At 59.1% G+C, this 24537-nt stretch carries 24 protein-coding genes and 1 pseudogene; 6 read left to right on the top strand and 19 right to left on the bottom strand.

Annotated features, from left to right (window positions below):
- Positions 1-75 precede the first annotated feature (75 nt).
- From NKJ93_RS21175 to NKJ93_RS21155, 5 genes are all read right to left on the bottom strand, one after another.
- A complete protein-coding gene (locus NKJ93_RS21175; protein WP_352590908.1) occupies positions 76-1191 on the bottom strand; it encodes a Fic family protein in 1116 nt (371 codons plus the stop codon).
- Positions 1192-1319: 128 nt separating this feature from the next.
- Entirely contained in the window at positions 1320-3332 is a 2013-nt protein-coding gene (locus NKJ93_RS21170; protein ID WP_352590905.1) for an AAA family ATPase, read from the bottom strand.
- Entirely contained in the window at positions 3329-4468 is a 1140-nt protein-coding gene (locus tag NKJ93_RS21165) for a metallophosphoesterase family protein (protein WP_352590902.1), read from the bottom strand. The genes NKJ93_RS21170 and NKJ93_RS21165 overlap by 4 nt, the downstream gene beginning before the upstream one ends.
- A gap of 168 nt (positions 4469-4636) precedes the next feature.
- Positions 4637-4888, bottom strand: a complete 252-nt coding sequence (locus tag NKJ93_RS21160) for a BrnA antitoxin family protein (protein WP_352590899.1) — start codon at positions 4886-4888, stop codon at positions 4637-4639.
- A gap of 479 nt (positions 4889-5367) precedes the next feature.
- Complete coding sequence (locus NKJ93_RS21155; protein ID WP_031194806.1) at positions 5368-5580, bottom strand: cold-shock protein; 213 nt, start codon at positions 5578-5580, stop codon at positions 5368-5370.
- A gap of 520 nt (positions 5581-6100) precedes the next feature.
- Here NKJ93_RS21155 and NKJ93_RS21150 point away from each other — a divergent pair.
- Positions 6101-6973 carry a ferritin-like domain-containing protein gene (locus NKJ93_RS21150; RefSeq protein WP_352496499.1) on the top strand — a complete coding sequence of 291 codons (873 nt, stop codon included), beginning with the start codon at positions 6101-6103 and terminating at the stop codon, positions 6971-6973.
- Positions 6974-7315: 342 nt separating this feature from the next.
- On the opposite strand, the gene NKJ93_RS21145 is transcribed toward NKJ93_RS21150, so the two are convergent.
- From NKJ93_RS21145 to NKJ93_RS21120, 6 genes are all read right to left on the bottom strand, one after another.
- Positions 7316-8947 (bottom strand): ABC transporter ATP-binding protein, encoded by a 1632-nt coding sequence (locus NKJ93_RS21145; RefSeq protein ID WP_352590896.1) that lies wholly within the window; start codon positions 8945-8947, stop codon positions 7316-7318.
- Positions 8937-9803 (bottom strand): ABC transporter permease, encoded by an 867-nt coding sequence (locus tag NKJ93_RS21140; RefSeq protein ID WP_502896978.1) that lies wholly within the window; start codon positions 9801-9803, stop codon positions 8937-8939. The genes NKJ93_RS21145 and NKJ93_RS21140 overlap by 11 nt, the downstream gene beginning before the upstream one ends.
- Positions 9804-9817: 14 nt before the next feature.
- Positions 9818-10864: an ABC transporter permease gene (locus NKJ93_RS21135; protein ID WP_031194803.1), complete on the bottom strand. Its 1047-nt coding sequence runs from the start codon at positions 10862-10864 to the stop codon at positions 9818-9820.
- 100 nt (positions 10865-10964) lie between these two features.
- Positions 10965-12572 (bottom strand): ABC transporter substrate-binding protein, encoded by a 1608-nt coding sequence (locus tag NKJ93_RS21130; RefSeq protein WP_352590893.1) that lies wholly within the window; start codon positions 12570-12572, stop codon positions 10965-10967.
- A gap of 99 nt (positions 12573-12671) precedes the next feature.
- On the bottom strand, positions 12672-13025 hold the full coding sequence (locus NKJ93_RS21125) for a Rieske (2Fe-2S) protein (protein ID WP_292653661.1): 354 nt from the start codon (positions 13023-13025) through the stop codon (positions 12672-12674).
- An 11-nt stretch (positions 13026-13036) separates the two neighbouring features.
- Complete coding sequence (locus NKJ93_RS21120; protein WP_352496495.1) at positions 13037-14119, bottom strand: amidohydrolase family protein; 1083 nt, start codon at positions 14117-14119, stop codon at positions 13037-13039.
- Between the two features lie 134 nt (positions 14120-14253).
- Between NKJ93_RS21120 and NKJ93_RS21115 the strand changes: the two genes are divergently transcribed.
- The 3 genes from NKJ93_RS21115 (at position 14254) to NKJ93_RS21105 (ending at position 17035) form a co-directional block, all read left to right on the top strand.
- A complete protein-coding gene (locus NKJ93_RS21115) occupies positions 14254-15111 on the top strand; it encodes a LysR family transcriptional regulator (protein ID WP_352496494.1) in 858 nt (285 codons plus the stop codon).
- A gap of 91 nt (positions 15112-15202) precedes the next feature.
- Entirely contained in the window at positions 15203-16279 is a 1077-nt protein-coding gene (locus NKJ93_RS21110; protein WP_352590890.1) for an FAD-binding oxidoreductase, read from the top strand.
- 513 nt (positions 16280-16792) lie between these two features.
- On the top strand, positions 16793-17035 hold the full coding sequence (locus NKJ93_RS21105; protein WP_352590887.1) for a hypothetical protein: 243 nt from the start codon (positions 16793-16795) through the stop codon (positions 17033-17035).
- A 156-nt stretch (positions 17036-17191) separates the two neighbouring features.
- Here the strand turns inward: NKJ93_RS21105 and NKJ93_RS21100 are convergent, their stop codons facing one another.
- The 3 genes from NKJ93_RS21100 to NKJ93_RS21090 all read right to left on the bottom strand — a co-directional run bounded on the left by NKJ93_RS21100 (position 17192) and on the right by NKJ93_RS21090 (position 19571).
- Positions 17192-17830: a glutathione S-transferase family protein gene (locus NKJ93_RS21100; RefSeq protein WP_352496487.1), complete on the bottom strand. Its 639-nt coding sequence runs from the start codon at positions 17828-17830 to the stop codon at positions 17192-17194.
- Positions 17831-18370: 540 nt separating this feature from the next.
- Positions 18371-19264 carry an ATP-dependent DNA ligase gene (locus NKJ93_RS21095; protein WP_352590885.1) on the bottom strand — a complete coding sequence of 298 codons (894 nt, stop codon included), beginning with the start codon at positions 19262-19264 and terminating at the stop codon, positions 18371-18373.
- Positions 19265-19325: 61 nt separating this feature from the next.
- Positions 19326-19571, bottom strand: a complete 246-nt coding sequence (locus NKJ93_RS21090) for a KTSC domain-containing protein (protein ID WP_352496485.1) — start codon at positions 19569-19571, stop codon at positions 19326-19328.
- A 147-nt stretch (positions 19572-19718) separates the two neighbouring features.
- On the opposite strand from NKJ93_RS21090, the gene NKJ93_RS21085 reads away from it, so the two are divergent.
- Complete coding sequence (locus tag NKJ93_RS21085; RefSeq protein ID WP_352590882.1) at positions 19719-20531, top strand: thermonuclease family protein; 813 nt, start codon at positions 19719-19721, stop codon at positions 20529-20531.
- Between the two features lie 24 nt (positions 20532-20555).
- Here the strand turns inward: NKJ93_RS21085 and NKJ93_RS21080 are convergent, their stop codons facing one another.
- From NKJ93_RS21080 to NKJ93_RS21065, 4 genes are all read right to left on the bottom strand, one after another.
- Positions 20556-21131: a PIN domain-containing protein gene (locus NKJ93_RS21080; protein ID WP_502900433.1), complete on the bottom strand. Its 576-nt coding sequence runs from the start codon at positions 21129-21131 to the stop codon at positions 20556-20558.
- Positions 21127-21573 (bottom strand): helix-turn-helix domain-containing protein, encoded by a 447-nt coding sequence (locus tag NKJ93_RS21075; protein ID WP_352496483.1) that lies wholly within the window; start codon positions 21571-21573, stop codon positions 21127-21129. The genes NKJ93_RS21080 and NKJ93_RS21075 overlap by 5 nt, the downstream gene beginning before the upstream one ends.
- 396 nt (positions 21574-21969) lie before the next feature.
- Positions 21970-22188: a hypothetical protein gene (locus NKJ93_RS21070; RefSeq protein WP_352590879.1), complete on the bottom strand. Its 219-nt coding sequence runs from the start codon at positions 22186-22188 to the stop codon at positions 21970-21972.
- Positions 22189-23007: 819 nt separating this feature from the next.
- The gene (locus NKJ93_RS21065; RefSeq protein ID WP_352496201.1) at positions 23008-23217 is read right to left on the bottom strand and encodes a hypothetical protein; all 210 of its coding nucleotides are present in this window, start codon (positions 23215-23217) and stop codon (positions 23008-23010) included.
- Positions 23218-23589: 372 nt separating this feature from the next.
- Here NKJ93_RS21065 and NKJ93_RS21060 point away from each other — a divergent pair, with 372 nt between their 5' ends.
- Entirely contained in the window at positions 23590-23883 is a 294-nt protein-coding gene (locus NKJ93_RS21060) for a rhodanese-like domain-containing protein (protein ID WP_352496202.1), read from the top strand.
- Positions 23884-24059: 176 nt separating this feature from the next.
- Here NKJ93_RS21060 and NKJ93_RS21055 read toward each other — a convergent pair.
- Positions 24060-24296, bottom strand: a pseudogene (locus NKJ93_RS21055) (aminoglycoside phosphotransferase); the annotation flags it as partial.
- Between the last annotated feature and the right edge of the window lie 241 nt (positions 24297-24537).

The raw sequence follows: 24537 nt of genomic DNA, 5'->3' as shown, positions 1-24537 counted from the left end.
CCTCCTGCCGGGTTGCAGCCCGCCACCCCTCGATGCTCAGGCAGGCAGGCTCTTTGACAGCCTGCCTCTTCTGGTTTACGTGGGGCCATCAAGAATGTTCAACGCGTAACGTGTGTGTCGCCGTTCGCCGGTTCTTATCAGTGCACCGTTGGCAACGAGGTCCTGCAAATCTCTTGTTGCCGTCGCGCGCGATGCCTGCGTGATTGCGATATAATTCTCGGCGCTGAGCCCCCCTTTGAACCCGTCGATGCCCGCGCGGAACATCCGGGCGATGACCTTTTCCTGGCGCTCGTTGAAGTGATCCCGGTAGCGTTCGTGAAACTTGGCCTTGACGACGGAGAATTCGACACGAGCGAGCGTTACGCGCTGCGCTTCGAGGATCGTGTTGGCGAAGTAGAGCAGCCAATCTGTTACCGCGTTGCTCGTGTTGCTGGCCTCCAGATGGTCGTAGTAGGCCTTGCGGCGGCGCTCTATCGTATAGGCCAACGCGATGAGGCTGGGCTCACCCAGATTTTGCGCCAGCGCCTTTTCGCAGAGGGCACGGCCTATGGGACCGTTGCCATCCTCGAACGGGTGAATGCTCTCGAAATAAAGGTGCGCGATAGCGGCACGCGTCAACGCTGGGAGCGGTGTCTTGCCTTTGGGTGAGGTATCGTTGAACCAAGTAGTGAAGGCATCCATTTCGGGTTTCACCCGCGCGGAGGGCGGCGTTTCGAAATGAACTTTGGGCTTATCCAGCCGATTGGAAACGATCTGCATGGCATCGGCATGCTGGCGGTAGTTGCCGATGGTCTCGATACGACGCTCACCCGACATCACCATCGTATGCCAAGCGTAAAGAGTGCGATGCGTCAGCGTATCGGCAAAATGCAAGTAGACATCGGCCATCATTTCAGCGATGCCCCGCTCGGCAGGCGGAATGCGCCTGGTCTCGCCGCCCAGACCAAGTTGCTGGCGCAGGGATGATTGCAGGCTCTCGCGGTCGAGGTACTCCCCCTCAATCGCGGATGTCTTCAAGGCCTCTTCGCTGATAAGATCGATGCGGATCTGGTCGCGATCGTCGGAACCGACATGACGAAAGACGCCTAGGAACTCGCCCGATCGCAACAGGAACTCGCTTTCCAGCGGTTCCAACGCCTTCTTATCGTAGGTAAAATGCGGCCAGTCCGCTTGCTCCCAATTCCATACCATGAGTGATAGGGCACCTTGCTATAACTCACGATAGCAACAATTGTGAGCTATAGCAATCTTCTCTATGCCTCAGAAGTCGCGGCTTTGCCCCGGCGCGATCCAACGGCTAACCATCCAGATCAATTTAATCATGCTTGTAGGGCCGCCGCATTGCGGGCCGCGCTCAATCGTTGCTCGAACGTTTCGGTTTTTTCTCCCAGCTCAATGAGCGGCTTAAGTTCTTCATACCCCGCACGTGCAGCGACACGCGACGTGGTGCGACGGGATGACAACGGCGTGTGACCAGGCCGCATGCTTCCAGCCGCTTGAGCAACGGCGTCAGCGTGGTCGCGGATACGTGTGATGGCGGCTGTTGTTTCGGTGAGGCTGCGGAGCGTTGTCCGGATCTCCGCGAGCTCTCGCGCGTTGGCCAGCCGAACCGCTGCAACACTGTCGTCACGCGCCAATAGCGCCTCGAAATCGTCAGCAGTTTGGCCAGTAAGTTCGCCCCGATGCCTGGCCCACGCCTTGTCTCGGGCGCGGCGGATGGCGGCGGCGGCTTCATCGTCGGGCACATCGATCGAGGCACGAAGCGCATCCAGGCGAGCCGAGAGCAGGTCGTGACTCTCCTGGTATTCGGCGAGACGTTCGCAAAGGACAGCCCTGCCCTTTCCCAACCCAGCTGCCCGCACCTTCCATGCACCAACTTGCGTGACACTCGGGACGGGCACCCTGGCCAGTGCCCCGGCGTCTCCGGACCAGGGATGCAGTCGAGCGATTGCCGCCTCCCATCGAACCGTGCTCGCGTCCTCCGCCTCGCGGGCCATCCTGAGGTCTTTTAGGTGCCCGCTGGCTCGCGCTTTCGACAAGGCCGAGGCCAGCCTTGCCCTGGCAGGTTCGGGCACCCCCCTCTCTTGCCCAACCCGCTCGCGTGCCGCCTGAAGTGCATCGAGCGCCGCCGCGCATTCGTTGCGGGCAACGCGTACGCCGGTGGTGATTCCCGATCGCTCTTCGAGCATGGCGCGAACAGCGCCGACTGTGGCAGCAGGCAAAAGCAGCGCAGCCGGATCTGCCTCGGACGATCTTCCAAGGGCGGCAAGGCAATTCGCCACGGCGCTGTCGAGTATCTGCAGCTCGGTCCTGCGGCTTGGCAGGTCAAGGCCTGCGGAGACATGGCGCACTTTGCGATCCGCGAGCGCCCGAACCCGCTCGGACATTGCCAGGATCGCCTCGTCCACATCGACCGACACGATTTTCGTCGTCACTCGCTCGGCGTCGTCGATGTTCCCTGACAGCCGCGTTCTCAGGCTGGCGTCGTCATCGATCAATCCGGTGACGGTGCCTGTCCAGGTCCGCAATGGTGAAGCGATGTCAGGCAGCTCGGCAAGCTGGGCCGCCTTGCGTCGAATGTCGGCGAGGATCGGCATAGCGCGAAGGTACCTGGCAATGGTGTCAAGCCGAGCCGACAGCAATGATCGTTCAGCAATACTGCGGTCGTATTTTTCCGCCGCGTCAAGACGTTCGGCCTCAAGGCTCTCAAAAGTCGAGGCCAAGGTGTCGATCGCGTCCCTGCGCGACTTGAGTTCCGCAAGGCGCTTCTTGAGCAGCGCAAGTTCGGTTCCGTGAGCCTGCTTGCGATAGAGCCCGTCCGCTTCGGTCTCTAGCGCGCTCAACATGTCGCTCGCATGCCCAAGACCGGCGCTGGCCGTGAACAGGAGCTTGCCCAGGTCGCCACGCGACTCCAGGATTGATTTTCCGCCTGCTTCCAGCGTCTCGTCGTCCAGCGAGAACATGGTCTCGTATGCGTCCCGCGACAGACCTGCGAGATGGGCTGCTATCGCCACCTCGCTCACCGGTTGCTCCATTGCGTTCAGCAGCGAGTTGGTGCGCTGCTTCGTGCGCGTGAATGTGTGCTCAGTGCCGGCGAGTTCGAGCACCCCGCCTATACGCATCGCGCTGTACTCGTGCAGGAAATTGTAGCGGCTGCGTTCCTCGATACCGAACAGCAGGTCCAGATAACCGGAAAGTGCGGTCGACTTGCCGGCCTCGTTCAGCCCGAACACAATGTGGAAGTCGGGACCGGACTCCGGCCTTGGGCCGAATTCGATCGTCCCGTCGGTGAACTTTCCATAACGAATAAGATCAAGGCGCCGGAGCCTCATTGCGCTCCACCTGCTTTGAGGCGGGCCGTGACCAGGTCGGCACCGCTGGCAAGCACCTTGTCGATGAACAGTTCCAGCCCAGCTTCGTCCCGTCCGGCGAAGTCGCGCCCGTCCGGCGGCAGATCGGCAATCATCTTTTGGACAAGCGCCCTCGCCTCGGCGCGGAAGGCCTCAGACTTGACATTGGCATGCATGGATTGCGCGAGTTCGAAAATCGGATCGGCGACGTCATCGGCTGTTTCCGCGCTCTGTGGAGCGAGATCAAGCTCAAGTTTTTCGACCCATGTGTCGCCCGTCTGCTCCGCCGCCTGCTCGGCTTCGGCCAGCAGCAGGTCCCTGTCGCGGATCAGCGCCCATGACAACGGCGACGCCCCGGCCAGTCCGAGACGGACCACAACGTGGCGGGATCTGACGGAACCCCGGATACCTTCGAGCGCGGAACGGACACGGCCGACGACCTCAGACCATTCGACCGTCCCGGTCAGATCGACGCTCGCCCGCTCGAACTGCGCGATACTGGTCAGTTTTTCCTCGATCTCGACGGACCGGTCTTCTCGTATCGTGACCAGAGTGGCGGATTTCTCTCCGGCCTCGTTGATGTCCCTGCCCTGCGGCATTCCCGTCATCACAACGGTGCTTGCTCCAGGATGGACTTGGCGCACGTGGATGTGCCCAAGCGCCCAATAGTCAAAACCATGGCCGTGCAGGTCAGCGATGCTGCAAGGGGCATAGACATCGTGACCGGGCGATCCAGCGAGGCTGGTGTGCATGATGCCCACATTGACCGCCCCTTCCCGGGCCGCCGGATACTTGGGCAGCAGGCTTTCCGGCGCCTTTGGGTTCGCGAAGCTCAATCCATGGAATGCGACGTCAAGCCCGCCGGCCGTTTGCACCACCGACTGGGGGCGGCCGCCGAAGATCGTGACCGTGTCAGGAAAAACGAGCTGTTTCGATATGCGCGATAAGGCAATGACGAGCGCATCGACACGTTCCGCAAGGCAGAGGTCTATTATCGAGACAAATGCCTGGCGACTGGCGTCCCCCACGAGTTCGGCAAGATCAGGGTTTCGCAGCACCAGCGAACGTAGCGGCGAGTCGAGGTGAATGTCGGCCGTGTGTACGAATCGAAATGCCATTCGGGTCTCCGCCCGGAGCATAGAGGGGTTCGGCCGCGGCTCGATGAAAAAATTCCAGGATGCGCGTTGTCGGTTGTCCAAATGGTGCGCAATCGCTTACGCTTATACTTCCGTTCAACTCCATCTGCGTCGCCGCTATCAGCGCCGTGCCGATCAGTAGTCGTCTGATCATTTGTCATCGGCATTGGTCGGTTCTTTGGAGATAGCGCGCCGCAAGGTGTCGTTGATCCGATCCTGCCAGCCTGGTCCATCTTCCTGGAAGTGGTCCAGCACCGCCCTATCGATCCTGATCGAAACAAGCTCTCTGATATTTGGAGCAGCCGACGGTTCGCGAACCGGCGCCGCCGGCTTTTTGATCGGCTTGAAGGCGGCTTCAGCGGCTGACATCGGATTTGTGGGTCGGCGTGGAGGATTTGCCATTTGGATGATCCTGACTGGTCATAATGCTTGTCGAGCGCCTCATAGCGAATGCGCATCATAACCAATGTACCGCAGCCCACACAAAAAGAAAAAGGCCGGACTGTTGAGCCTGGCCAAGTATGAAGGCAGCTTAAACCTACAAAGGGGGAGGAAAAATCCGACGCGATGTCCATGTGGGGCCAAACTCAGGCTATCTTCAATGACATTGCTGTAGGATACAACAAGCCAAAGTGCTCCACGGGGCAACACCACGTCGCCAACCATCCTACGCTGGAGGACGCAAACGCGAAAAACGCGGGGGACTTCCCGCCTTCCGTTACCTGACAACCTGGTTCACACGATCGTTTCTGAAGCGTCGCAGCAATCTGCTGCCCAGGTCTCTCCATCACACCAAGCTTCGCGCGCTTTTTTTACACGGCGGTCAGTACATTCGCGACTTGCCGCGCTCCTGCGGCTTTCGCCACGGCGCGCCAGAGAAATCAACCCGCTTTGCGGAGATTGCCAGCAGAAGACTTGCCGGTACGTCGGTCCTGCTCGATGTCGTAGTTGATCTTTTGGCCCTCAACGAGGTTCGACAAACCAGCGCGCTCGACGGCGGAGATGTGAACAAAAACGTCCTGACCGCCATCGTCGGGTTGGATAAACCCAAACCCTTTAGTGCTGTTGAACCACTTCACGGTTCCAGTTGCCATGTGCATATACTCCTTGTGACTTCCCAGCGTGTTTGATCCGACGAAGAGGCCAGACCGGTTCATAGATAGACGCAGCAAAAGCGAGAAATCGCAAGGCCGGATGGATCGACCAGAATACCAACTTCTCTCGGATGGCCCACTCGTCTCACAAGTCGACAGGAATTTTCCTTTCCGGCGTGAAGCCCCTCCAGCCATCCTTGCTGTCCTGGGTTATCACGGCCCGCTCGTTTCCCTCCGGCCCTTAGCTTGCCGACTTGCGTTTCGAGTTCTTGGTCGACCGTGCTGACGCGGGCGTAGCCTATCCGGCTCATAATGTGTCACCTCAATGTCTGGACTCGAGGCTTGGTCACAAATAGTCGATGCCAACTCCGACGTTACGCTGCCCAAAAAGCCATTGATCCGGGAGCAACCCCTGCAAAGTCCGACCTTTACAGGAACATTTCGCCTATGGCGGAGTTGGGCGCGTTGCCCGCGATAAGGTGCCAAACAGGTGACGCCGGCGGGCTTTTGGGAGGAAGCCATGATACGTGCCATCCCTTCACTCCACCTTTCCCGTCGCCGCGCATTGCAGTTTGGGCTGGGAGCCAGCCTCGCCGCCACGACGGGCCTGGCGCCGGTTTCTCGCGCCTATGCCAAGGAGGAACTGCAGGACGAGGACATTTTCCGCTTTGCGCTCAACTTGGAATACATGGAGGCCGAATACTACCTTCGCGGCACCACCGGAAAGGGCATCGACGCCGCCGATGCCGGTTCCAAACCCGGCGATGTGGTCGGCGGAAAGAAAGTGTCCTTCGAGACACCCGCCATCGGCGAATTCATGCAGGAGGTTGCTGAAAACGAACTCGCGCATGTCCGGTTCTACCGCAAGACGCTTGCAAAGAACGCAGTCGACAGGCCGGCCATCGATTTCGATGCTGGGTTCAAAGCGGTTGCGGAGGCAGCGGGCCTCGGGCGGGACTTCGACCCCTTTGGCAACGAAACGAACTTTGTTCTCGGCGGCATGCTGTTCGAGGATGTCGGCGTCACCGCCTATGCCGGTGCTGCGACGCTTCTGAAGAACAAGGACTTCCTCGCCGCCGCGGCGGGCATATTGGCGGTCGAGGCCTACCACATGGGAATGGCGCGCTCCACTCTATACCGGAAGGGAGAGAAAGCCTGGAAGGCCGCCAACGCCGTCTCCGATGCACGAGACAAGATCGACGGGCCGGAAGACAAGGACCAGGGCATCCAGGTGAATGGCAAGGCCAATTTCGTTCCCTCGACGCCCGACGCGATCGCGTTCACCAGGACGCCGAAAGAAGTGCTGCGGATCGTCTATCTCACCGACAAGGACGGCGTCAGCAAGGGTGGCTTCTATCCGGAAGGGATGAACGGGACCCTGAAGAGCACCTGACCCGCTCGCGACCGGCGATCGGATCGCCGGAAGAGACGCAGCGGACCTGCGGTCGGCACTGCTGGTACGGCTGCGCGACGATCACGATTCAAATCCGCTGCAGGAGTCCCCACCCAAGATTGATTGAATTCCGAACCGCGATCATTGCGGCGTTCACAAGAACGTCAGGAAAGTGCGCTCGGTTCGTTCCGATGGACGGAACGAACCGACCGCTTTGCCGAGAAGCAGGCTCTGCAGTTGGTGCGGCGAGAACCGCCAATTTCCCCGCATTGTTCCGTACGGCCGACCGCCAAGCTGTAAAATGGTGGCGATATGGAAGACACGCGACGCTCTGCCCGACGATCACATCCTCCGGCTGGCGAGCAGCCTTGTGAGCCAATCCGGATCCATTTCCGGCACGGAGGACAAAAGCCGTTCGGTATAGGGGGCATGCGGCGGCGTGAGAACTTCGCTCTTTAATCCCTGCTCAACGACTTTCCCCTGGTGCATGACCACAATCTCGTCGGCGATCGCTCGCACGGTGGCAATGTCATGGGTGATGAAAATGTAGCTCATGCCGAGCTCGCGCTGAAGCCGCATTAAGAGCTTCAGGATTTCCTCCTGCACAATCTGGTCGAGCGCGGACGTGATTTCGTCGCAGATGATGAGTTCCGGATCGGCAGCCAACGCTCGGGCGATGCAAACGCGCTGCTTCTGACCCCCCGACAGTTCGGCCGGCAGACGATCCAGGTAAGTTTCGCTCATCTCGACCATGTGCATGAGTTCGCCGATCCGCCTATCCCGCTGTGCACCCTTGAGGCCGAGGTAGAATTCAAGCGGACGAGCTATGACTTCTTCGACCGTCTGCCGCGGATTTAGGGCGTTGTCGGGCATTTGATAAATCATCTGTATGCGGCGCAAGATCTCTTTTGGGCGCGCCTTCAGGGTCTTGGAAAGGGCCTGGCCAGCAAAGGAAATCGATCCCGAAAGCGGCGGCAGCAGGCCGGTAACAACGCGAGCGAGCGTCGATTTCCCGGAACCGGATTCGCCGACCACAGCCACTGTTCTTCCACGTGGAACGTTGATGGAGACACCCTGGAGCACCTTAACCGCCCGGCCGTAGGCCGCCGTGACGTTGTCTATCGTAAGCAGATAGTCATCGGCCGGAACTTCGGGCTTGGCGAGCTTGCGCACGGCCCAGAGCGTCTTGGTATATTCCTGGCTGGGCGAGGCGAGCATCTGGCGCGTTTCTGCCTCCTCCACGGTAAGTCCATGGCGCAAAACCATGATCCGGTCCGCCATTTGCGCCACCACCGCCAGATCATGCGTCACATAGATTGCAGCGGTGTTGAATTCCTCCACGATGTTGCGAATGGAGGCGAGAACTTCGACCTGCGTCGTCACATCGAGCGCCGTCGTTGGCTCGTCAAAGATGATGAGGTCCGGACGGCAAGCCATCGCCATCGCGGTCATTGCCCGTTGCAACTGTCCGCCGGAAACCTGATGAGGATAGCGAAAGCCGATCGTCTCCGGATCTGGAAGCTGAAGACGGCGATAGAGATCGACGGCACTCCGGTTCGCTTTCTCGCGGCTGGCAATCCCATGGGCCACGACTGTTTCGACAGTCTGGTCAAGGAGTCGGTGGGCCGGATTGAAAGAGGCCGCTGCGCTTTGCGCGACATAGGCAATGCGGGAGCCTCTGAGGCGACGCCGCCCTGTTTCGCTGAGTGCCAGAAGATTGATTCCGTCGAACAGGATCGAGCCCTGTGTAATACGGCAGCCTGGCTTGGCGTAACCCATCGCGGCGAGGCCAATGGTGGATTTGCCGGCGCCTGACTCGCCGATCAGGCCAAGAACCTCCCCCCGCTTCAGCGCCAGATCGACCCCGCGGACAATGGGATGCCACCGCTCGTCCGAGAAACCCTCGACATGTAGGTTGCGGATCTGCAGCAGATCCTTGCCTTTTTCGCGCGAGCCCGGACCGCTACCTTTCATCGCGCAACCCGCTGGTTGCGTGCAGGAACCAGTCGACGACGAAATTCACGGAGACTGTAAGGAGGGCAATCGCGCCGGCCGGCAGCAGCGGCGTGACATCACCGTAGGTGATCAGGGTCGCATTCTCGCGCACCATCGACCCCCAATCAGCGGTCGGCGGCTGAATACCGACGCCCAGGAAGGACAGTGCCGCGATCGTGAGGAATACGAAGCAAAATCGCAAACCGAACTCCGCGACCAGCGGCGGCATGACATTGGGAAGGATTTCCTTGGCGATGATCCATTTCGGGCCTTCGCCGCGCAATCGCGCCACCTCGACATATTCCATCACTGCCACGTTAAGCCCGACGGCGCGTGCGAGCCGAAAGACGCGGGTGGAATCGAGCAGCGCAATGATGATTATCAGGCTGGTGATCGACGAGCCGAAGATCGAGAGCAGCACCAGGGCGAAGATCAGGCTTGGGATCGACATCAACACGTCCACCGCACGCGACAGTATCTGGTCGAGCCATCCCCTATACAATGCGGCAAGAAGGCCGAGCGAGACGCCGACCGCGAAGGACAGCAATGTGGTCGCGACGGCGATACCGATGGTGTTGCGCGCACCGTAAATCAGGCGCGTGAGCATGTCCCGGCCGAGCTGGTCGGTTCCCAATTTGAACTGCTGGCTCCACGGTGCAAAGGCTTCGCTGAAGACCTGCGTTTCGCCGTATGGGGCTATCCAATGCGCGAACACCGCAACGATGACATAACCGAGGATCACGAGGATGCCGAACCATGCACTGAAGGGTGCCTTCTTCAGCGCCGTTTTCGCACGGGTGGCGCGCGAGCGCCTCAGCCTGTGAACCTGAGCCATGGGTTCGTAGCTGGTCATCGTGGATGCAAGAGTCTTGGATTGGTGGCGATGGAAATAATATCGGCGGTCAGATTGAGCAGGATGTAGGTCGCGGCGAAAATCAGGGCGCAGGCCTGGACCACCGGAACATCCCTTGATTTGACCGCGTCAACCATCAGCTGACCGATGCCGGGATAGACGAACACCACTTCGACCACGACCACTCCGACGACGAGATAAGCAAGATTGAACGCCACCACCGTGACGATCGGAGCCCATGCGTTGGGCAAGGCATGCCTGAGTACGATGGCCATGGGCGACATTCCCTTGAGACGCGCCATGTCGATATATGGGCTTGCCAGCATGTTGATGATCGCCGCTCGTGTCATTCGCATCATGTGCGCCACGATGACGAGCGTAAGAGTGATCGCCGGCAAGGCTACTCTCCAGACATGTTCCCAAAACGGCGTCTGATCGTTCACATTCGACAATGTCGGGAACTTAGGAACTGCATTGAGTATCCAGTTCAGCGAGACCGCGAGCCAGTGCGGCAGGGATTGTGCGAACTCGGATCCGATGAACGTGTCGCGCGAGATGACGAGGTAGGCAAGCATATAGGCGACGAAAAACTCGGGGAACGAAATGGTCGTCAGCGTCACTGCGTTCACCAGCCGGTCGAACCAGCCATTGCGGTAGAGCGCAGCGAGGATGCCCAATCCCAGGGCCAGCGGAACTGCTATCAGCGCGGTCATCGATGCAAGGAACATCGTATTGTAGAGGCGCGGGGCGATAATCTCGGCGACGGTGCGCCGGTATCCGGTGCGGCTCGCGAATGAAGAGCCGAAATCACCGTGGAGCATCTGCCCGACCCAGACGAAGTAGCGCTCGACAGGCGGACGGTCGATGCCGATTTCTCGCTGGAAGGCGACGACCGTTTCGGGTGTCGCCGATTGCCCGAGCATCGCCTTGGCGAAGTCGCCCGGCAGCATTGCAATCGCAGAGAAGATGATGATGGACACGATGAACAGCGTGACCAGGCCGAGGCCAAGGCGCTGCAGAACCGTTCTTGCGACGGGGTTCATGGGTACGCGTTTCTCGTTGCTGCCGCCGCCCTGCCACACCAGTCAGGGCACGCGGTTGCAAGCCGGAGCCTAATAGCCATCGCGGGTCCGGCCCGCACTCTCACGCAGTGGCGATCCACCAGCGTTCGGCCATCTTCAATCCATCATTCTCCCAGTTCGGCGCCACCTCGCCATGTGCGAGCTTATTGGATTTGGCGCTGACGAAATTATTGAAGACCAGCACGATGCTGCCGCCATCATCATGGGTCAGTTGCTGCATCTCGGCATACATTGCCGCCCGCTTGGCCTCGTCCGTCTCGGCGCGCGCCTGGACAAGCAACTCGTTGAAGCGGGGATTTTTCCAGAACGACTCGTTCCAGCTGGAGTCTGCGGCGAAGGCTTGCGTGAACATCCAGTCGGCCGTCGCGCGACCGCTCCAATAGGAAGCGCACCAGGGTTTCTTGAGCCAGACATTGTCCCAATAGGCGTCCTCGGCCTCACGCACGACGTTTACGTCGATGCCGCACTGGGCTGCCGTCTCGCGGATGAGGGCAGCCGCGTCCACAGCGCCGGCAAAGGCGGCATCGGCGACCGAGAGGTCCATCTTCAGCTTTTCCATTCCGGCCTTTTTCAGGTAATGCTTGGATTTTTCCGGATCGAAACTGTGCTGCGGCTGCGGATTCGTGGCGAATTTGATCGCCGGGGCGATCGGGTTGTCGTTGGCCACCGTGGCGTGGCCGAGAAAGATCTTGTCGACGATCTCCTGACGGTTAATCGCCCATTTCAAAGCCATTCGGACGTCTGGATTGTCGAACGGCGCAACCGTGACATTCATCGGCAAGGTATAGTGGCCATAGCCGGTGACCTCGACGATCTCCACCTTGGGATTGCGTTTCAACATGCCGAGGGTCTTGAGGTCGGCGCGGCCAATATAGTCCACCTCCCCTGTCGATAACGCGGCCATGCGAGCGGCGAGATCGGTGATGGCGATGAACTCCACCTCGTCGAGATAGGGCTTGCCGTTCTTGAAATAGTTCGGATTGCGCTTGAGTTTGGCCGAGACGCCGGGCTGGAAATTCTCGAGCACGAAAGCACCGGTGCGAACGCCCGATCCCCAATCCGCCTTGCCGTCCTTGGCCGGCATGATGACCAGATGGTAGTCACTCATGATGTAGGGGAAATCGGCGTTGCCGCTCTTCAGCGTGAAGACAACCGTCTCCGGGCCATCCGCCTTGATGCTGGCCACGGGCTCAAGCAGCGGCTTCGCCGCCGATTTGGTTTCGTCGCCCATATGATAGCGCAGCGAAGTCACGACATCGTCCGCCGTCACATTCTTGCCATTGTGGAAGGTTGCGCCCTTGCGCAGCTTGAAGACCCAGGTTTTGGCGCCGTCGGATGATTCAAAGCTCTCGGCAAGATCCGGTTGGACGTTACCTTTCGCGTCGACCTCGGTGAGGCTGTTGGACATCGAGCCGGAGAATGCCGTTTGTGTGAATGTGTCCGGGTAGCCGGCCGGATCGATCGAATCCGTCGTTGCGCCATGTGCCATGCCGAGCTTGGCGAAGCCGCCCTGCAGCGGTTCGGCCCGGGCCGTGCTGACAAAGAGCTTGTCCGCAGCGGTGACCGTCAGCCCAGCGGCCAGCCCAAGATGAATGAAGTCACGGCGGGAAATCTTGCCGTGACCGATCAGGCTTTGAGCGATACCAAGCTTGTATTCAGATTCTGACATTTGACTCTCCCATTACGGATTTTCCGCGTTATTGTTCGTCAAGCACCTGTGAAGTTAGTTTCGATCACCTTTCTTCTACTCTTCGAATCCGTACCTCAATCAGGCCGTCACATAGATGCTGCCCGCTTCGACGGTTACTGGAAATGTGCGCGCGCGAACGGACGGATCGACCAGGGCCGCGCCTGATTTGATGTCGAATTCCCAGCCATGCCAGGCGCAGCGCACGATCTCGTTTTCGCGGTGATAGATGAATTGCGCCTCTTCGACCGGTGCAGTTGTTCCGCATTGCGGCCCCTCGCAAAGCGGAGCGCCGCGGTGCGGACAAACATTCAGCAGCGCGTGGAATGAGTCTCCGATGCGAAAAACGCCGACCGAAAGGCTGCGGATCTTGGCGATGAAGGGAGATCCGGTTTCGATCTCGTCGACGCGGCAGATGTATGTCTTCTCGGGCATCGTCTGCTTCCTCAGGCGGCATTCGCCGCTTGCGCGCGGGGGATGCGTTTGTAAACCTCCAGCGCATTCAGCCCCATGATCTTGCTCTTCCAGGCAGGAGGGATTTGCAGCGTGTTGGCATCGTCGTAATCCCAATGCGGATAGTCTGAGGCAAACATCAGCGTATTTTCTCCGTCCATTGCCTCGAGAGTGGACCAGAGATGCTGAATATTTGCGGGCTGCTCCAGTGGCTGCGTGGAAAAGCGGATGTTGCGCCGGCAGTATTCGGAAGGCAGCATTTTCAGCCATGGCGTCTCTTTGCGTAGGGCTTTGTAATCGGCGTCCAGGCGCCACAGCACCGACGGCACCCAGGCGACGCCGCATTCGATGACCACGAAGTAGAGGTCCGGCCATTTTTCGAAGACGCCATGCGCAATCATGCTTGCGACATGCGAAATCGCCGACATGTGCAGGATGGCATGGGTCTCCCAGAAGAATGTCGTCGGGGCCGGAGCAATCGCGGTCGAATTCACGCCGCCATGGCCGCCCAGATGTATGGCAAAGGGCAGCCCCACCTCGGCGCAAGCCTCGTAGATTGGATGGTAAAACGGATCGCCATAAGGCTTGACGGAGCCTTGCGAAGCGAGAACCTGAACCATGCGCGGATGATTGCCCAGACGGCGTATCTCGGCGGCCGCGAGCTTCGGATCCTGTGGCGCGATGATGATCGAGCCCATGAAGCGATCGTCCTTCGGCAGCCATTGGTCGATCTGGTAGTCATTGTAGGCGCTGACGAGGGCGCTGGCATAATAAGGATTGGCGAGGGTGGAAGCCTCGATCGGCTCATCGCCGGTCAGGATCGCCACATCGACCTTGTACTTGTCGAGGTGTTTTTCCTTCATGATGAGATAGTTGTCGGCTTCTGTTTTCGGACGGACGTCCTTGCGGGAGAAGTCCTGCGGATGAAACCAGGGACGATGGCCATGCGGGAAGGCGCCAACGGGGCCTGTCTTCTCGCCTTCAACGAACATGTCCTTCCATAGGCCGGAAAGGTAGGACTCCAGTACGGTCGCGCTTGACCAGTAATTGTGACAATCGCAGTCGACTATGAACACGTTGCTCAGCTCCGTAGCTTCAGCCTGGTCGATCTGCCGGCCGATTTCACCGAGGGCAGCTTCCGCCTTGAGTATTGTTTGATCAAGCTTATGATCCTGCGCAATATGATCGACTTTTTCGATCGGGAGGTCCCGTGCAGCTAGATCACATCGAAACCTTTCTCGACATCATCGAGTCGCGAAATTTCAATCGTACCGCCGATCGCTTGGGGTTGACCCAGTCGACGATCAGCACCCGCATCAAGAACCTCGAGAGCGCGATCGGGTCCGAGCTCTTTCAGCGCGGGCGCGCCGGCGCTGAGCCGACAGCCGCGGGACGGCGGTTCGAAGCGTACGCCAGATCCCTGCTGTCAACCTGGTCGCAAGCTCGCCACGACGTGCGGGCGTTCAACCGTTTCGAGGGCACCTTGCGCATCGCCGCACAGGTGGGCATGACCCGCTCGGTCCTGCCCGGATGGGTCGAGACACTATGCCAGGCCCTTCCAAAGTCCTCGATCCATGTCGAGTCGGATTATTCAAACCAGATGGTCAGCGATCTTAGCATGGGAAATCTGGATATCGCCGTGCTTTATGCGCCTCGCTACCTGCCTGAGATCGCCTACGAACATCTGATGGTCGAGGAATATGTGATGGTTTCGACGGCTGCCAGAACGCTGTCCGACGTGGACCCTGAAACGTACATTCGCCCGGGCTATACCGCCGTGCTGGAAAAGACGCACGCAGAGCTGCTGGCCGAGCTGGCGATCTGTCGGCTTTCGACGGGATCGGAAACTCTGGCGGAGATCATGCTCCGACGAACGGGTGGCACCTGCTATATGCGTAGCGACGATGCGCGCAGGTTCACTGCTGAACTCCGATCGTTCCTGGTCGAGGGAGCGCCGACGCTGCACCAGCCAGTCCACACCGCGATACTCGCGCGCCGCAAACACGAACCCATCATTCGCAAAGGCATCCGAGCCCTCCAGGTCGCTGTGATGTCACTGGAAGTTTAATCGAAATTACCGATCATAAAGGCAGGATTGCGCGGCTGTTCAGCGGGGTTTGAAATGGCATCTTGGCTCGACTCCAAACCTGAGTTGAATGATGAATGCATACGCGGCCTTTGCAGCCTCCGGCTTCGTCCCAACAAAGCGTCACCGGCAGTGGGCACAGACCACACCGCAGCTTGTGCACTGCCGGCGCGTGATCGACGAAACGCACGATGTGAAAACATTCGTTCTCACACCCGCTTCAGATCGAATCTTCTGCTTCAGCGCTGGCCAGTATGTTCTGGTGCACCTGAGGATCGACGGTGCCGCGGTGACGCGCTCCTACTCTGTTTCGTCACCACCGACGCGACCGCTCGACCTTCAGATTACCGTGAAACGGACGCCGGGCGGGCTCGTTTCGAATTGGCTCCATGACAATTTGATGCCGGGCGATGCGATCGAGATCGAAGGGCCGCTCGGCTCGTTCAATCTCGACGATCTGCCGCATGGAAAGTCCCTCTTCCTTTCAGGTGGCAGCGGGATAACTCCCGTCATGTCTATGTTGCGGGCACTTACCGACCGCGCAGCCGCCCAGGATATCCACTTCATTCACAGTGCGAAAACGCCGGACGACATCATCTTTCGGCTCGAACTGGACGCACTTGCCGCTCGCTTTCCCAATGTTCAAGTGACTTGCATTTGCCGTCAGGAAGACCCAGCCTGGACGGGTCCAACTGGACGCATTAGCAGTCAAATGCTCCTGAATCTGGTTTCCGATCTTCACAGCCGGACCGTTTTCGCCTGTGGGCCGGAATCCTACATGAAGGCGGCACGCCGGTGCCTGGAGGCAATCGGCCTCGCCCCTTCACAGTTTCATGAGGAGAGCTTCGGAGGCGGCAACGGTTCGCGTTCGGAACTGGCTTCAAAGATTTCGTCTTCGGTCCGCTTCGCCCGCTCCGGCATTGCGCATCACTGTGCGCCCGGAGAGACCCTGCTGGAAGCGGCGCGCCAATGTGGCGTCCACATCCCCACCGCCTGCCAGCAGGGAATTTGCGGTACGTGCCGGATCGCCAAGCTGTCCGGCGAAGTCGTCATGGATGACCTAGGCGGGCTGACCTTGGAGGATCAATCGGCAGGCTACATCCTAGCGTGCTGCAGCCGCCCACATGGCGACGTTTTGCTTGATCTCTAACTGTACCGCATCGCGGGACGAAATCGGGTCAGCCTTTGCGTTCCACGACCAAGCCATACTAATGCGACCGCAAGTGGTTAGCGTTTCGGAACCTGTTTTTCCGCCTATCACTTTCACCAGCGAGATCGTCTCGTGCACAATCGCTAGGGAACGAGTGCCCAATTGGCTGTCTTTGCAACCAAGAGCATGAAATCCCATAGCACGCTCTAATTCGCTTCGAACACATTACTTGCTGTTCGACGTTCCGGGCGTGGAGTTATTGGAAACGCAATTCTGTTTGTTTGCACATTCGCCGGTCCTGATAGTCACGGTCTTGACCTTTTTCGGCGTAACCTTGCTCGGCTCGGCCGGCTGAGCCTCGGTTTGCTCCGCATGCACACCCTTGCTTTGCTCGGCGGGTGGAGTAGTGCCCACTGCCTCGCACCGAAACTGATCGTACTCCTCCATCTCCGAGTTCACGCCGTAGAACTTGCGCGTGTTGGTTTCCCCGAAGCGTATCTCTAGGGAGCGAGCATGATCACGCCGCCGAGACGACAGGGCGAATATGCCGACCGCGAGATCGATTGCCAGGAGGCGATGGAGCCAGGCTTTCAGGCGATCATTGATTGCATGCTCGAAGCAGGTTGGACGCGCGGCGAAATCATGCGGTCGCTTCGGCGGCTGATCGCGGCCGACAACATGACGCAGAAGGAAAACGCCAAAGTCGAGGCGCAGCTCGCCATCGCGCGCGCGATGATGCGTGCTGGCCGGCCTTGACGATCGCCACCGCAGCGCCAGTATCCTGACGATGGACGAGAACTACATTTATGAGGCCGTAGCGTTGGTTTCCCGCTAAACAACGCTACCAGACATTTAAGCACGACCGCGTAGGATCGATGGTCTTGTGAATTTTTGGATTCGGCAACGCGACAACTACTCCCAGAGGGATATTCCCTCTTGCGTTAAGGCTCGTTGCACAGCCGCTCGCTCCTCCAACCGACGTGCATGAGAGGTCCAAGCTGGGTAGGTATTTCGCATGTCAACGGCCATACGATTTCCCCACCTGTAGAATACGAGCAAATACGGATCAACAATTGAATAGGACTCTCCTACGGCCCAATCTCGGTCCGTCAACTTGGATTCTATAAGGGCAAACGCAGAAGCCAAGTGCTCCTTTCCTTTATGAATCAAGGGCTCGTACATCGATTGATCCGGTAAGAAAAAGTCGGCGCGCCAGATCATTCGGACGGCGACCGCGTGAACCGCACTCGATAGCCAGTTAAACCATTCGATGGAACGGATGATATTTTCTGCATCCGCTCCCAGGAGCCGCGCGTCTGGATTCGTCAGGGCCAGGTGAAATAAGATTGCCGGCGCTTCAGTGAGAGTGAAATTGTCGGCAATGAGAACAGGGATTCGCCCTTTCGGGTTTAAGCGGTGAAATTCGTCGGTCTTGGCTTCGGGATGGCCTGGCGACATCAACGCCAGCGAATAGGGCCTTCCAATCTCCTCCATGACGATGTGAGGTGCAAAAGAGCAAGAGCCTGGCGCAGCATGGAGTGTGTAATGCATCAATTCCTCCGAAAACCGCATCTTACCCCCCCATCACGTCGGGTGCGAACCCGTTTTCCAAGAAGCGGGATGAGATCGGAGTAACTAGCAGGTGGTTCGATTGGAACAAGCCGACGATCAGGACAGTCCCGCATTCGCGGGCAAAAGCCAAGCACGCGAAAGAACCGGCCTGCAGCTCGTTCGCATAGCGATCGAGCTAACCTGCCCCGCCGGCGTGCTGCCGAGCGAGCAGGCGGTCAACGCTCTATGGACCGCTGCCGGTGCATGAGGGCGAGGCGCTGGCAAAGGCGATTATTGAGACGGTCGAGCGACTGACCCGCTGCCCCAATTGAGGTGCGCCCCAGCACCGTCGCTCCGATCATCGGGACCCAAGTCTGACCTGACTGCTCAATGGTCCGGTGCACGGGCGGCGTCGGGAACTGCCGCATCCCATTCATAGTTGGTAGCGTCATCTCCGAAAGGAGAAATCGGAGCAAGAAAAGTCCCTTCATTGCGCTGATGGGGGCCCGCCGGCCATTGCTGGATTTGGCAGGCGGGCCCTTATCTCCCCGGACGCTCCGGATCGTCGCCGAAGCCAAGCAGCGAAGCGTGGCGTATATACCTGTGCTCGCCACGAAGATGCTTGATCCGTAGCTTCACGCCTGGCTCAACCCACAGCGTCGCCGGTCGCTTCTTGATGCCGCCCGGAGGTGGGCCGGCATGTTCCTTGACCCGCTTCCACAGCCGCTCCTTCATGTCGCGCCCCAACGAGATGAAGGCTGAACCGACATACTTTCCGGTGTCGGGATGCGCGAGCAAGGCGAACGCCGCCTTGCCCGGCTCGCGCCCGACGCCTAGCAGTTCGAATTCCTCGACCGTCCAGCTCTTGGTCTTCAGCCAATTCAACGTCGGGCCACTCCGATACGGGCTGTCGGCGCGCTTGGAGACGATCCCTTCAAGGCCAGCCTGGTCAGCGAGGTAGAAAATCGACTTGGCATCACCGGGTAGAGCCTCGCTGAACTGGATGCGGCTGTTCGGCTTGATGATGCCAAATAAAATTTCCCGGCGCGCCTTGCAGCCAACGTCGCGCAGATCGTGGCCGTCAAGATGCATGATGTCGAAGGCGCCGAGGATCGTGGCGTAGCGATCGCTGTGTACGGCTTTCTGTAGTGCGTCGAAATCGGGCAGGCCATTCACGCCCGTGACGACCGCCTCGCCCTCAAAGATCGCGCTCTTGACGTCGAGATCCCGCGCCGCCTCGATGATGCCGGTGTATTTCCTCGTCCAATCCGCTCCGCTGCTGCTGAAGGCGCGAATATCGTCAGGGCTGTTTAAGATGATCTGGGTTCGGTAGCCATCGAGCTTGATCTCGTGAATCCAGTGTTCACCCTCGGGTGGCTTTGCGACCAGCTTGGGCTCCATCGGACGGATAAACGCCAGCCTCGCCCCGTTCATACAAACTCCACGCCACACCAACCCGATTCAATAAACTTTGAACGTTTCGGTTCCGCGAACCTCAAAGCCCGCGTCTCTGGAGGGAGGAGACGCGGGCAGATCGGATGCCATACCGATCTCGGTAACGGAAGTGATTGCGGATATGGTCGTTGAAGTAGCGGCCCTTGGCGAATGCAGCTCGGAACGCGGCGTAAGTTTCCGGTGGGACGTCCTCGAATACGTACCCTTTTCCGCTGGCCACGAACCACACCGAGAGGGTTTTGCTGCCGGGATCATATTCCGTTTTGCGGATCGAGGTAGATGGCATGACCGCGGCTCAATAAAAGCAGTCAACGATCAGAGAAGCGGTGGCGTTCCTGGGTCAGTGCGGTGCGCCGGCCAAGAACCCGACCGCCGTCGGCTCTAGACTTGGCCGTCAATTAGAAGCACTCTGCCCCTCAAGAGGAGACAGGGGTTGGGCAAGTCTCGCTATAATGGTCGAACCGACCAGTGGCGTAAGCCGGGGCGCGTGCGCCAACTGGCTGGCGTTCCGAAGCGGCTCGTGTTCGTGGCCTTGGCGGCGATGGCAGCCTACGTGACGCAGTTCGTCATGCAGCATAGCGATCCTGTGCCCGAGCTCAACGTATCAAACTGGATCGGATCAAAGCCGGCGCCGATCGCCGGTGTCGCGTCTGTCATCGATGGCGATACGATCGAGATCCACGGCCAGCGCATCCGCTTCAACGGCATCGATGCGCCCGAGAGCCGGCAGTACTGCAACGACGCGAACGGTTCTGAGTATTCCTGCGGGCGACGGGCCGCTAACGCGCTGGACACGTTCCTGGCCGCCTCGAGGCCGGTGCAATGCAGTTTCGTCACTTGGGACCGCTACGGCCGCTTTGTCGGCGATTGCTGGCGGGCGGACGGCTCCAGTGTCGCCTCATGGATGGTCGAGAACGGCCAGGCGCTGGATTGGCCGCGCTACAGCCACGGCGCGTACGCGGAGCAGCAAGCAAAGGCAAAGGCGGCGAAGGTCGGTCTGTGGGTCGGAACGTTTCAGGCGCCCTGGGAGTGGCGGGCGGCGCACGCCGATAGGGCGACGCCCAGCCAGCCGCTTGGCCTCGTCAGCCGCAAGTTGGTCGCGCAGAACGGTTACTCATGCGAGCCGCGGCGAACGTGCAAGCAGATCAGTTCGTGCGACGAGGCCCAATGGTATCTTAGCAACTGCTCCTGGGGTGGAAAGTTGGACCGCGATAGCGACGGCGTGGCATGCGAGACGCTGTGTTAATGTGCCGAGTGCGAACGGCTGCGACTAAATGACGGCGGCGTAGTGTCGGAGTTCGGCCACGGTTTTGGTGAGCCCTTGCCGTTCGAGGGTGTCGAGGTATTCCTCTGCCGTCCTAGGAGGGTTTTTCAAGCGCGCGCGACAGCGTTGCGCCGCCACAACGACCGCAGCTGTGTTCAGCCCGAACTGATGGAACAGAAATTCGTCCGGATGCAGGAGCTCTAGCTGGAACTTCGCTAGGTAGTCTCGCGGAAAGTCTTTTAGATTGAAAGTGATGATGGCGTCGCAAGCCGTGTGGATGGCGGCTGCAAGAACATGTCTGTCATCACCGTCTGGGAGCTTCAGGCCTTCGATCAGATCCTCGTAGCCTTCGACCGAGCAGTCAGGTACAGCCTGATTCATCAGCTGCTTCGTCCGCAACAACTGCTCTGGCTTAAGGTCCTTGCGGTCATTAAGGACGTTACGAATCCATTCGTCATGAATGCGCTCGGTCCATTTCGCACGGAACAGCCCTCCCGCTGCGAGCTCCATGAGGAAGTCTCGCAGCGGGGCTGGGTACAGTGCGCAGGCGTCAAGAATGACGGTGTAACTGGACTTCCTAATAGCCCATCCCCAAGTCTTGCGCTTGGGCAGCTAGTTCGTCCATTACACGCTGACGCTCTTCCTCAGTTGACTTGCGGAACGCATCTAAATCACGGAACTTAACTCGACGATGAGTTCCTACCATGTGGAACTTCACCTTGCCCTCCTCGAGAAGTCGAACAAGATAAGGACGTGACACGTTCAGATAGTCAGCGGCTTCCTGTGTCGTCAGTTCGGCATGGATTGGGAACAGGGTAACGGCGTTACCCTGCGCCATTTCGGTCAGCAAATGATAGAGAAGATCATTCACTGCCTTAGGAAGGCGCAGCATCTCTCCTCCATCCACTTGAACGCGCAATTCAGCGCCCTCGTGTTTGGCTCTAGAAAGGTGGCGGCTGGCCTGCGCAGCCAATTCGGCGTCGTCGGCCGAAGGCAATATCGGTCGTTCGAGCAGCGTTGTCATGGTCGTCTTCCCTGTGTTCAACGGATATAGCACCGCGAATCAACAATCGCAATGTCCGAAATAACCGAAACAAGTGAACGAACCGTCACCTCTTTGGTTCCCGTTCCCCGCAGGTGCCGATCTTCGCTCGCCGGAGCCACGCCCCTGACGTTTCCAACTTGCCAAAAGCCGTTTATGTGGGAAGGCAGTGTGAGACGGCCCAGAGGTCAGCCCGTGAAAAGGACGTAAGTGATTGAAAACCTTAGCGCACCCGACAGGATTCGAACCTGTGACCTCTGCCTTCGGAGGGCCCTGCTGGTTGATCCTGCCCGGAGCATCAGACTAATGATCGCGCTTCCTTCCGGCCTTTTTCTAGCCGGCAGCCCGAGATGGTCCTACCGTGGTCAGAACCCCCTTTTAGTCTTGCGCGAAGTCGCCGTAGAGATGCGTGACGCCCCGGTATCGACTGATGTTCTCAATGAAGATTGCCTTGCGGAACAGCTCCGCGAGCGCATCAGAGAAAAGGCCGCCGGTCACCGCAACGAACGCGCCGGCCTTCAACTGGTTCGGATGGCGATCGAACAGACATGTCCAGCTGGCGTCCTGCCGAGCGAGGAAGCCGTTTTGCCCGTCCATGAGGGAGAAGCGCTTGCCAAGGCCATCATTGAAACCGTCAAGAGGCTAACCGCTCAGTCGGCCACTCCGTCGTTGAGATGAACGATCGCGTCGAGGATCGCCTAATGAACGCTGCCGGTGTCTTCCTCAATCTCGGTGCTGCTGATGCCTGGCGGCTTGGCGTCTTCGAACGGCTTATGCGTTAACTCGCTCATCGGAATCAAACGTGGGCACAGACGTTTCGGGCGGGTCGAACCCTATCCACTTTACAAGGAGTTCGTCCCGCGGGCGCTCATGGTGAACTAGATTGTGACGCGCATTAGGCTGCTTCTTCTCGGTATCCTGCAGCTTATATTTGCCAGAGTTGGACAGCGCAAGATTTCCAAGTCCGAAGCGGCCGAGCGAGGAACAAGGTCCGGATCCAGGGCTTCGGTACCTGAAGGAGCCTCACATGGGCGAGGACAGGTCAGACCACGAGCGATTGAAGGATTTCAGGCGAAGTTCCTAGCCAAGGAAACTGGCATAACGGAGACTCAAGCGCGCGAGCTGATTGAAATGATCGGAACTGACCACGCGTCATTGCTACGCGAGGCGCGCTTACTAAAGACCGGCCAAAAACCGCCAGGATAGAAGCTACGCTTCGGCTCTCAATTCAAAAAGGCCCGCCAGCAGAAGCCAGCGGGCAAGGGGTAGACTGTCCGGGTTGGGGTCAGCCCCCCAGTTTGGGATAAAAGTCTTCTGTGACATGCGCATCGGCCGAACAGATGAGCATCTCCGCCCTTTCGGAGAAGTTACGGGAATGATGGAAGCCCAACCGATCCATTGGGATCTGTCAATCGCCTACCGTCCAAGCGGCTGTCGGGAAGCCGACAGAAGTTCTTCCTCGTCCACTAGCCCGGCCATGTAATTTGCAATGATCCGGGACGCGAGCGCTTGACGTTGATGCTCAGATTGAGCGTCGACCTTCAACCGATCGAAAACGCGGCCCAGCAGCGCCATCTCGGATGGCTTGAAAACACCAGCATTTTCGGCTTTTCGATGTATCGGCATGACAAACCCCCTTCGCCACAGGATTTTGTCCGTGCAGAATTACCATACACCTAAATCGCCCCCGGGTTCCTGAAACCGCAGGCGCGGAAAACGACAGAAGCTCTAAAGGGTTTCGACCGGTCAGGTCATCCCCCGTCGCTATCGCTCGCGACCAGACGGTAGCGGAAGTTGTTGCGGATCTGGTCGTTCAAATAGCGGCCCTTAGCGAACGCGGCCCAAACGCGGCAAAGGTCTCCGGCGGTACGTCTCCGAGCGAAATCGCACGCGAACCACTTCTCAGCCGAATTTACCTTCGAAACGGACTGTTGGGATGTTCATGATGCGCTGTCGCGCGAACCCGATTTCGTCCTCCTCGATGTCCGCAGCCCTTCGATGTTCGCCCAAGGTCATATCCCCGGGGCCATCAACTTGCCCCATGGCAAGATTGTCCGCTCAAAGCTGGAGCGCTGGTCCGACCAAATCGTATTCGTCACCTACTGCGCCGGCCCTCATTGCAACGGTGCCGACCGGGGGGCGCTTCGCCTTGCGGAGCTCGGTCGCCCGGTGAAGATCATGGCTGGCGGCGTTACGGTTGGCTCAATGAAGGCTTCGAGTTGGCGAAAGATTCAGACACGTGACCATTGCGATCCGAGTTGCATCGCCAGGCGATGCCGCTCGGCTTCATGAACTGATTGTGGAGCTTGCTACGTTCGAACGGAGCGCCGCATCTTGCACTGTCCGAACTGGAGAACCTTCTTCGAGACCCGGTCAAACTCCTCGTTGCCGAGCGCGATAAACAATTATTGGGCTATTCCGCCATTAGCCATCGATCAAAGGGATCTAACTTCGGCGAGCCGTCTTGATTACGCAATCGTTTTCCAACAAACAGCGGCTTCCCAAGCGGCTGACGCCTGAGCGGCAATGTCATGGGCGGCTTCTTCGAGACCAGCCGCATAGCCATGAACAACACATGTCCTGCGCCCGACGAGCCGCGACCACGCTGCCCTACATCGGGCAACGCCGTCCGGCGGCATCGCGGCAAGGTCGATCCTGGTTCCCGTCTCGGCTTGCAGGAGGTCGATTGACGAACGCCAGCCTGGCGGTACGCGGAGTTCGTGAGAAAGCTTAACGTCAGCGACATCGACATCGAAAATGCGATCATCGAGCGAAAGGTGCAAACGTCGCTCCGCTGACGCTTCAAAGCCAAGCCCGCGCACCGTCGTCCTGTCGCTCCCAACCGGCGGTTGGTGGACGCGTTGCCGCTGTTGCGCTTAGGTTGGTTACGGTCCGCGCTCACTTGGCAAGCCCAACCCCCGCATCCCCCCGCCTGGTGCAAAGCGT

The organism is Mesorhizobium sp. M0028 (genome assembly GCF_040323855.1).
Classification (GTDB): Bacteria; Pseudomonadota; Alphaproteobacteria; order Rhizobiales; family Rhizobiaceae; genus Mesorhizobium.
The sequence above is the reverse complement of the archived record's forward strand: the minus strand, read 5'-3'. Positions and strand labels throughout refer to the sequence as shown.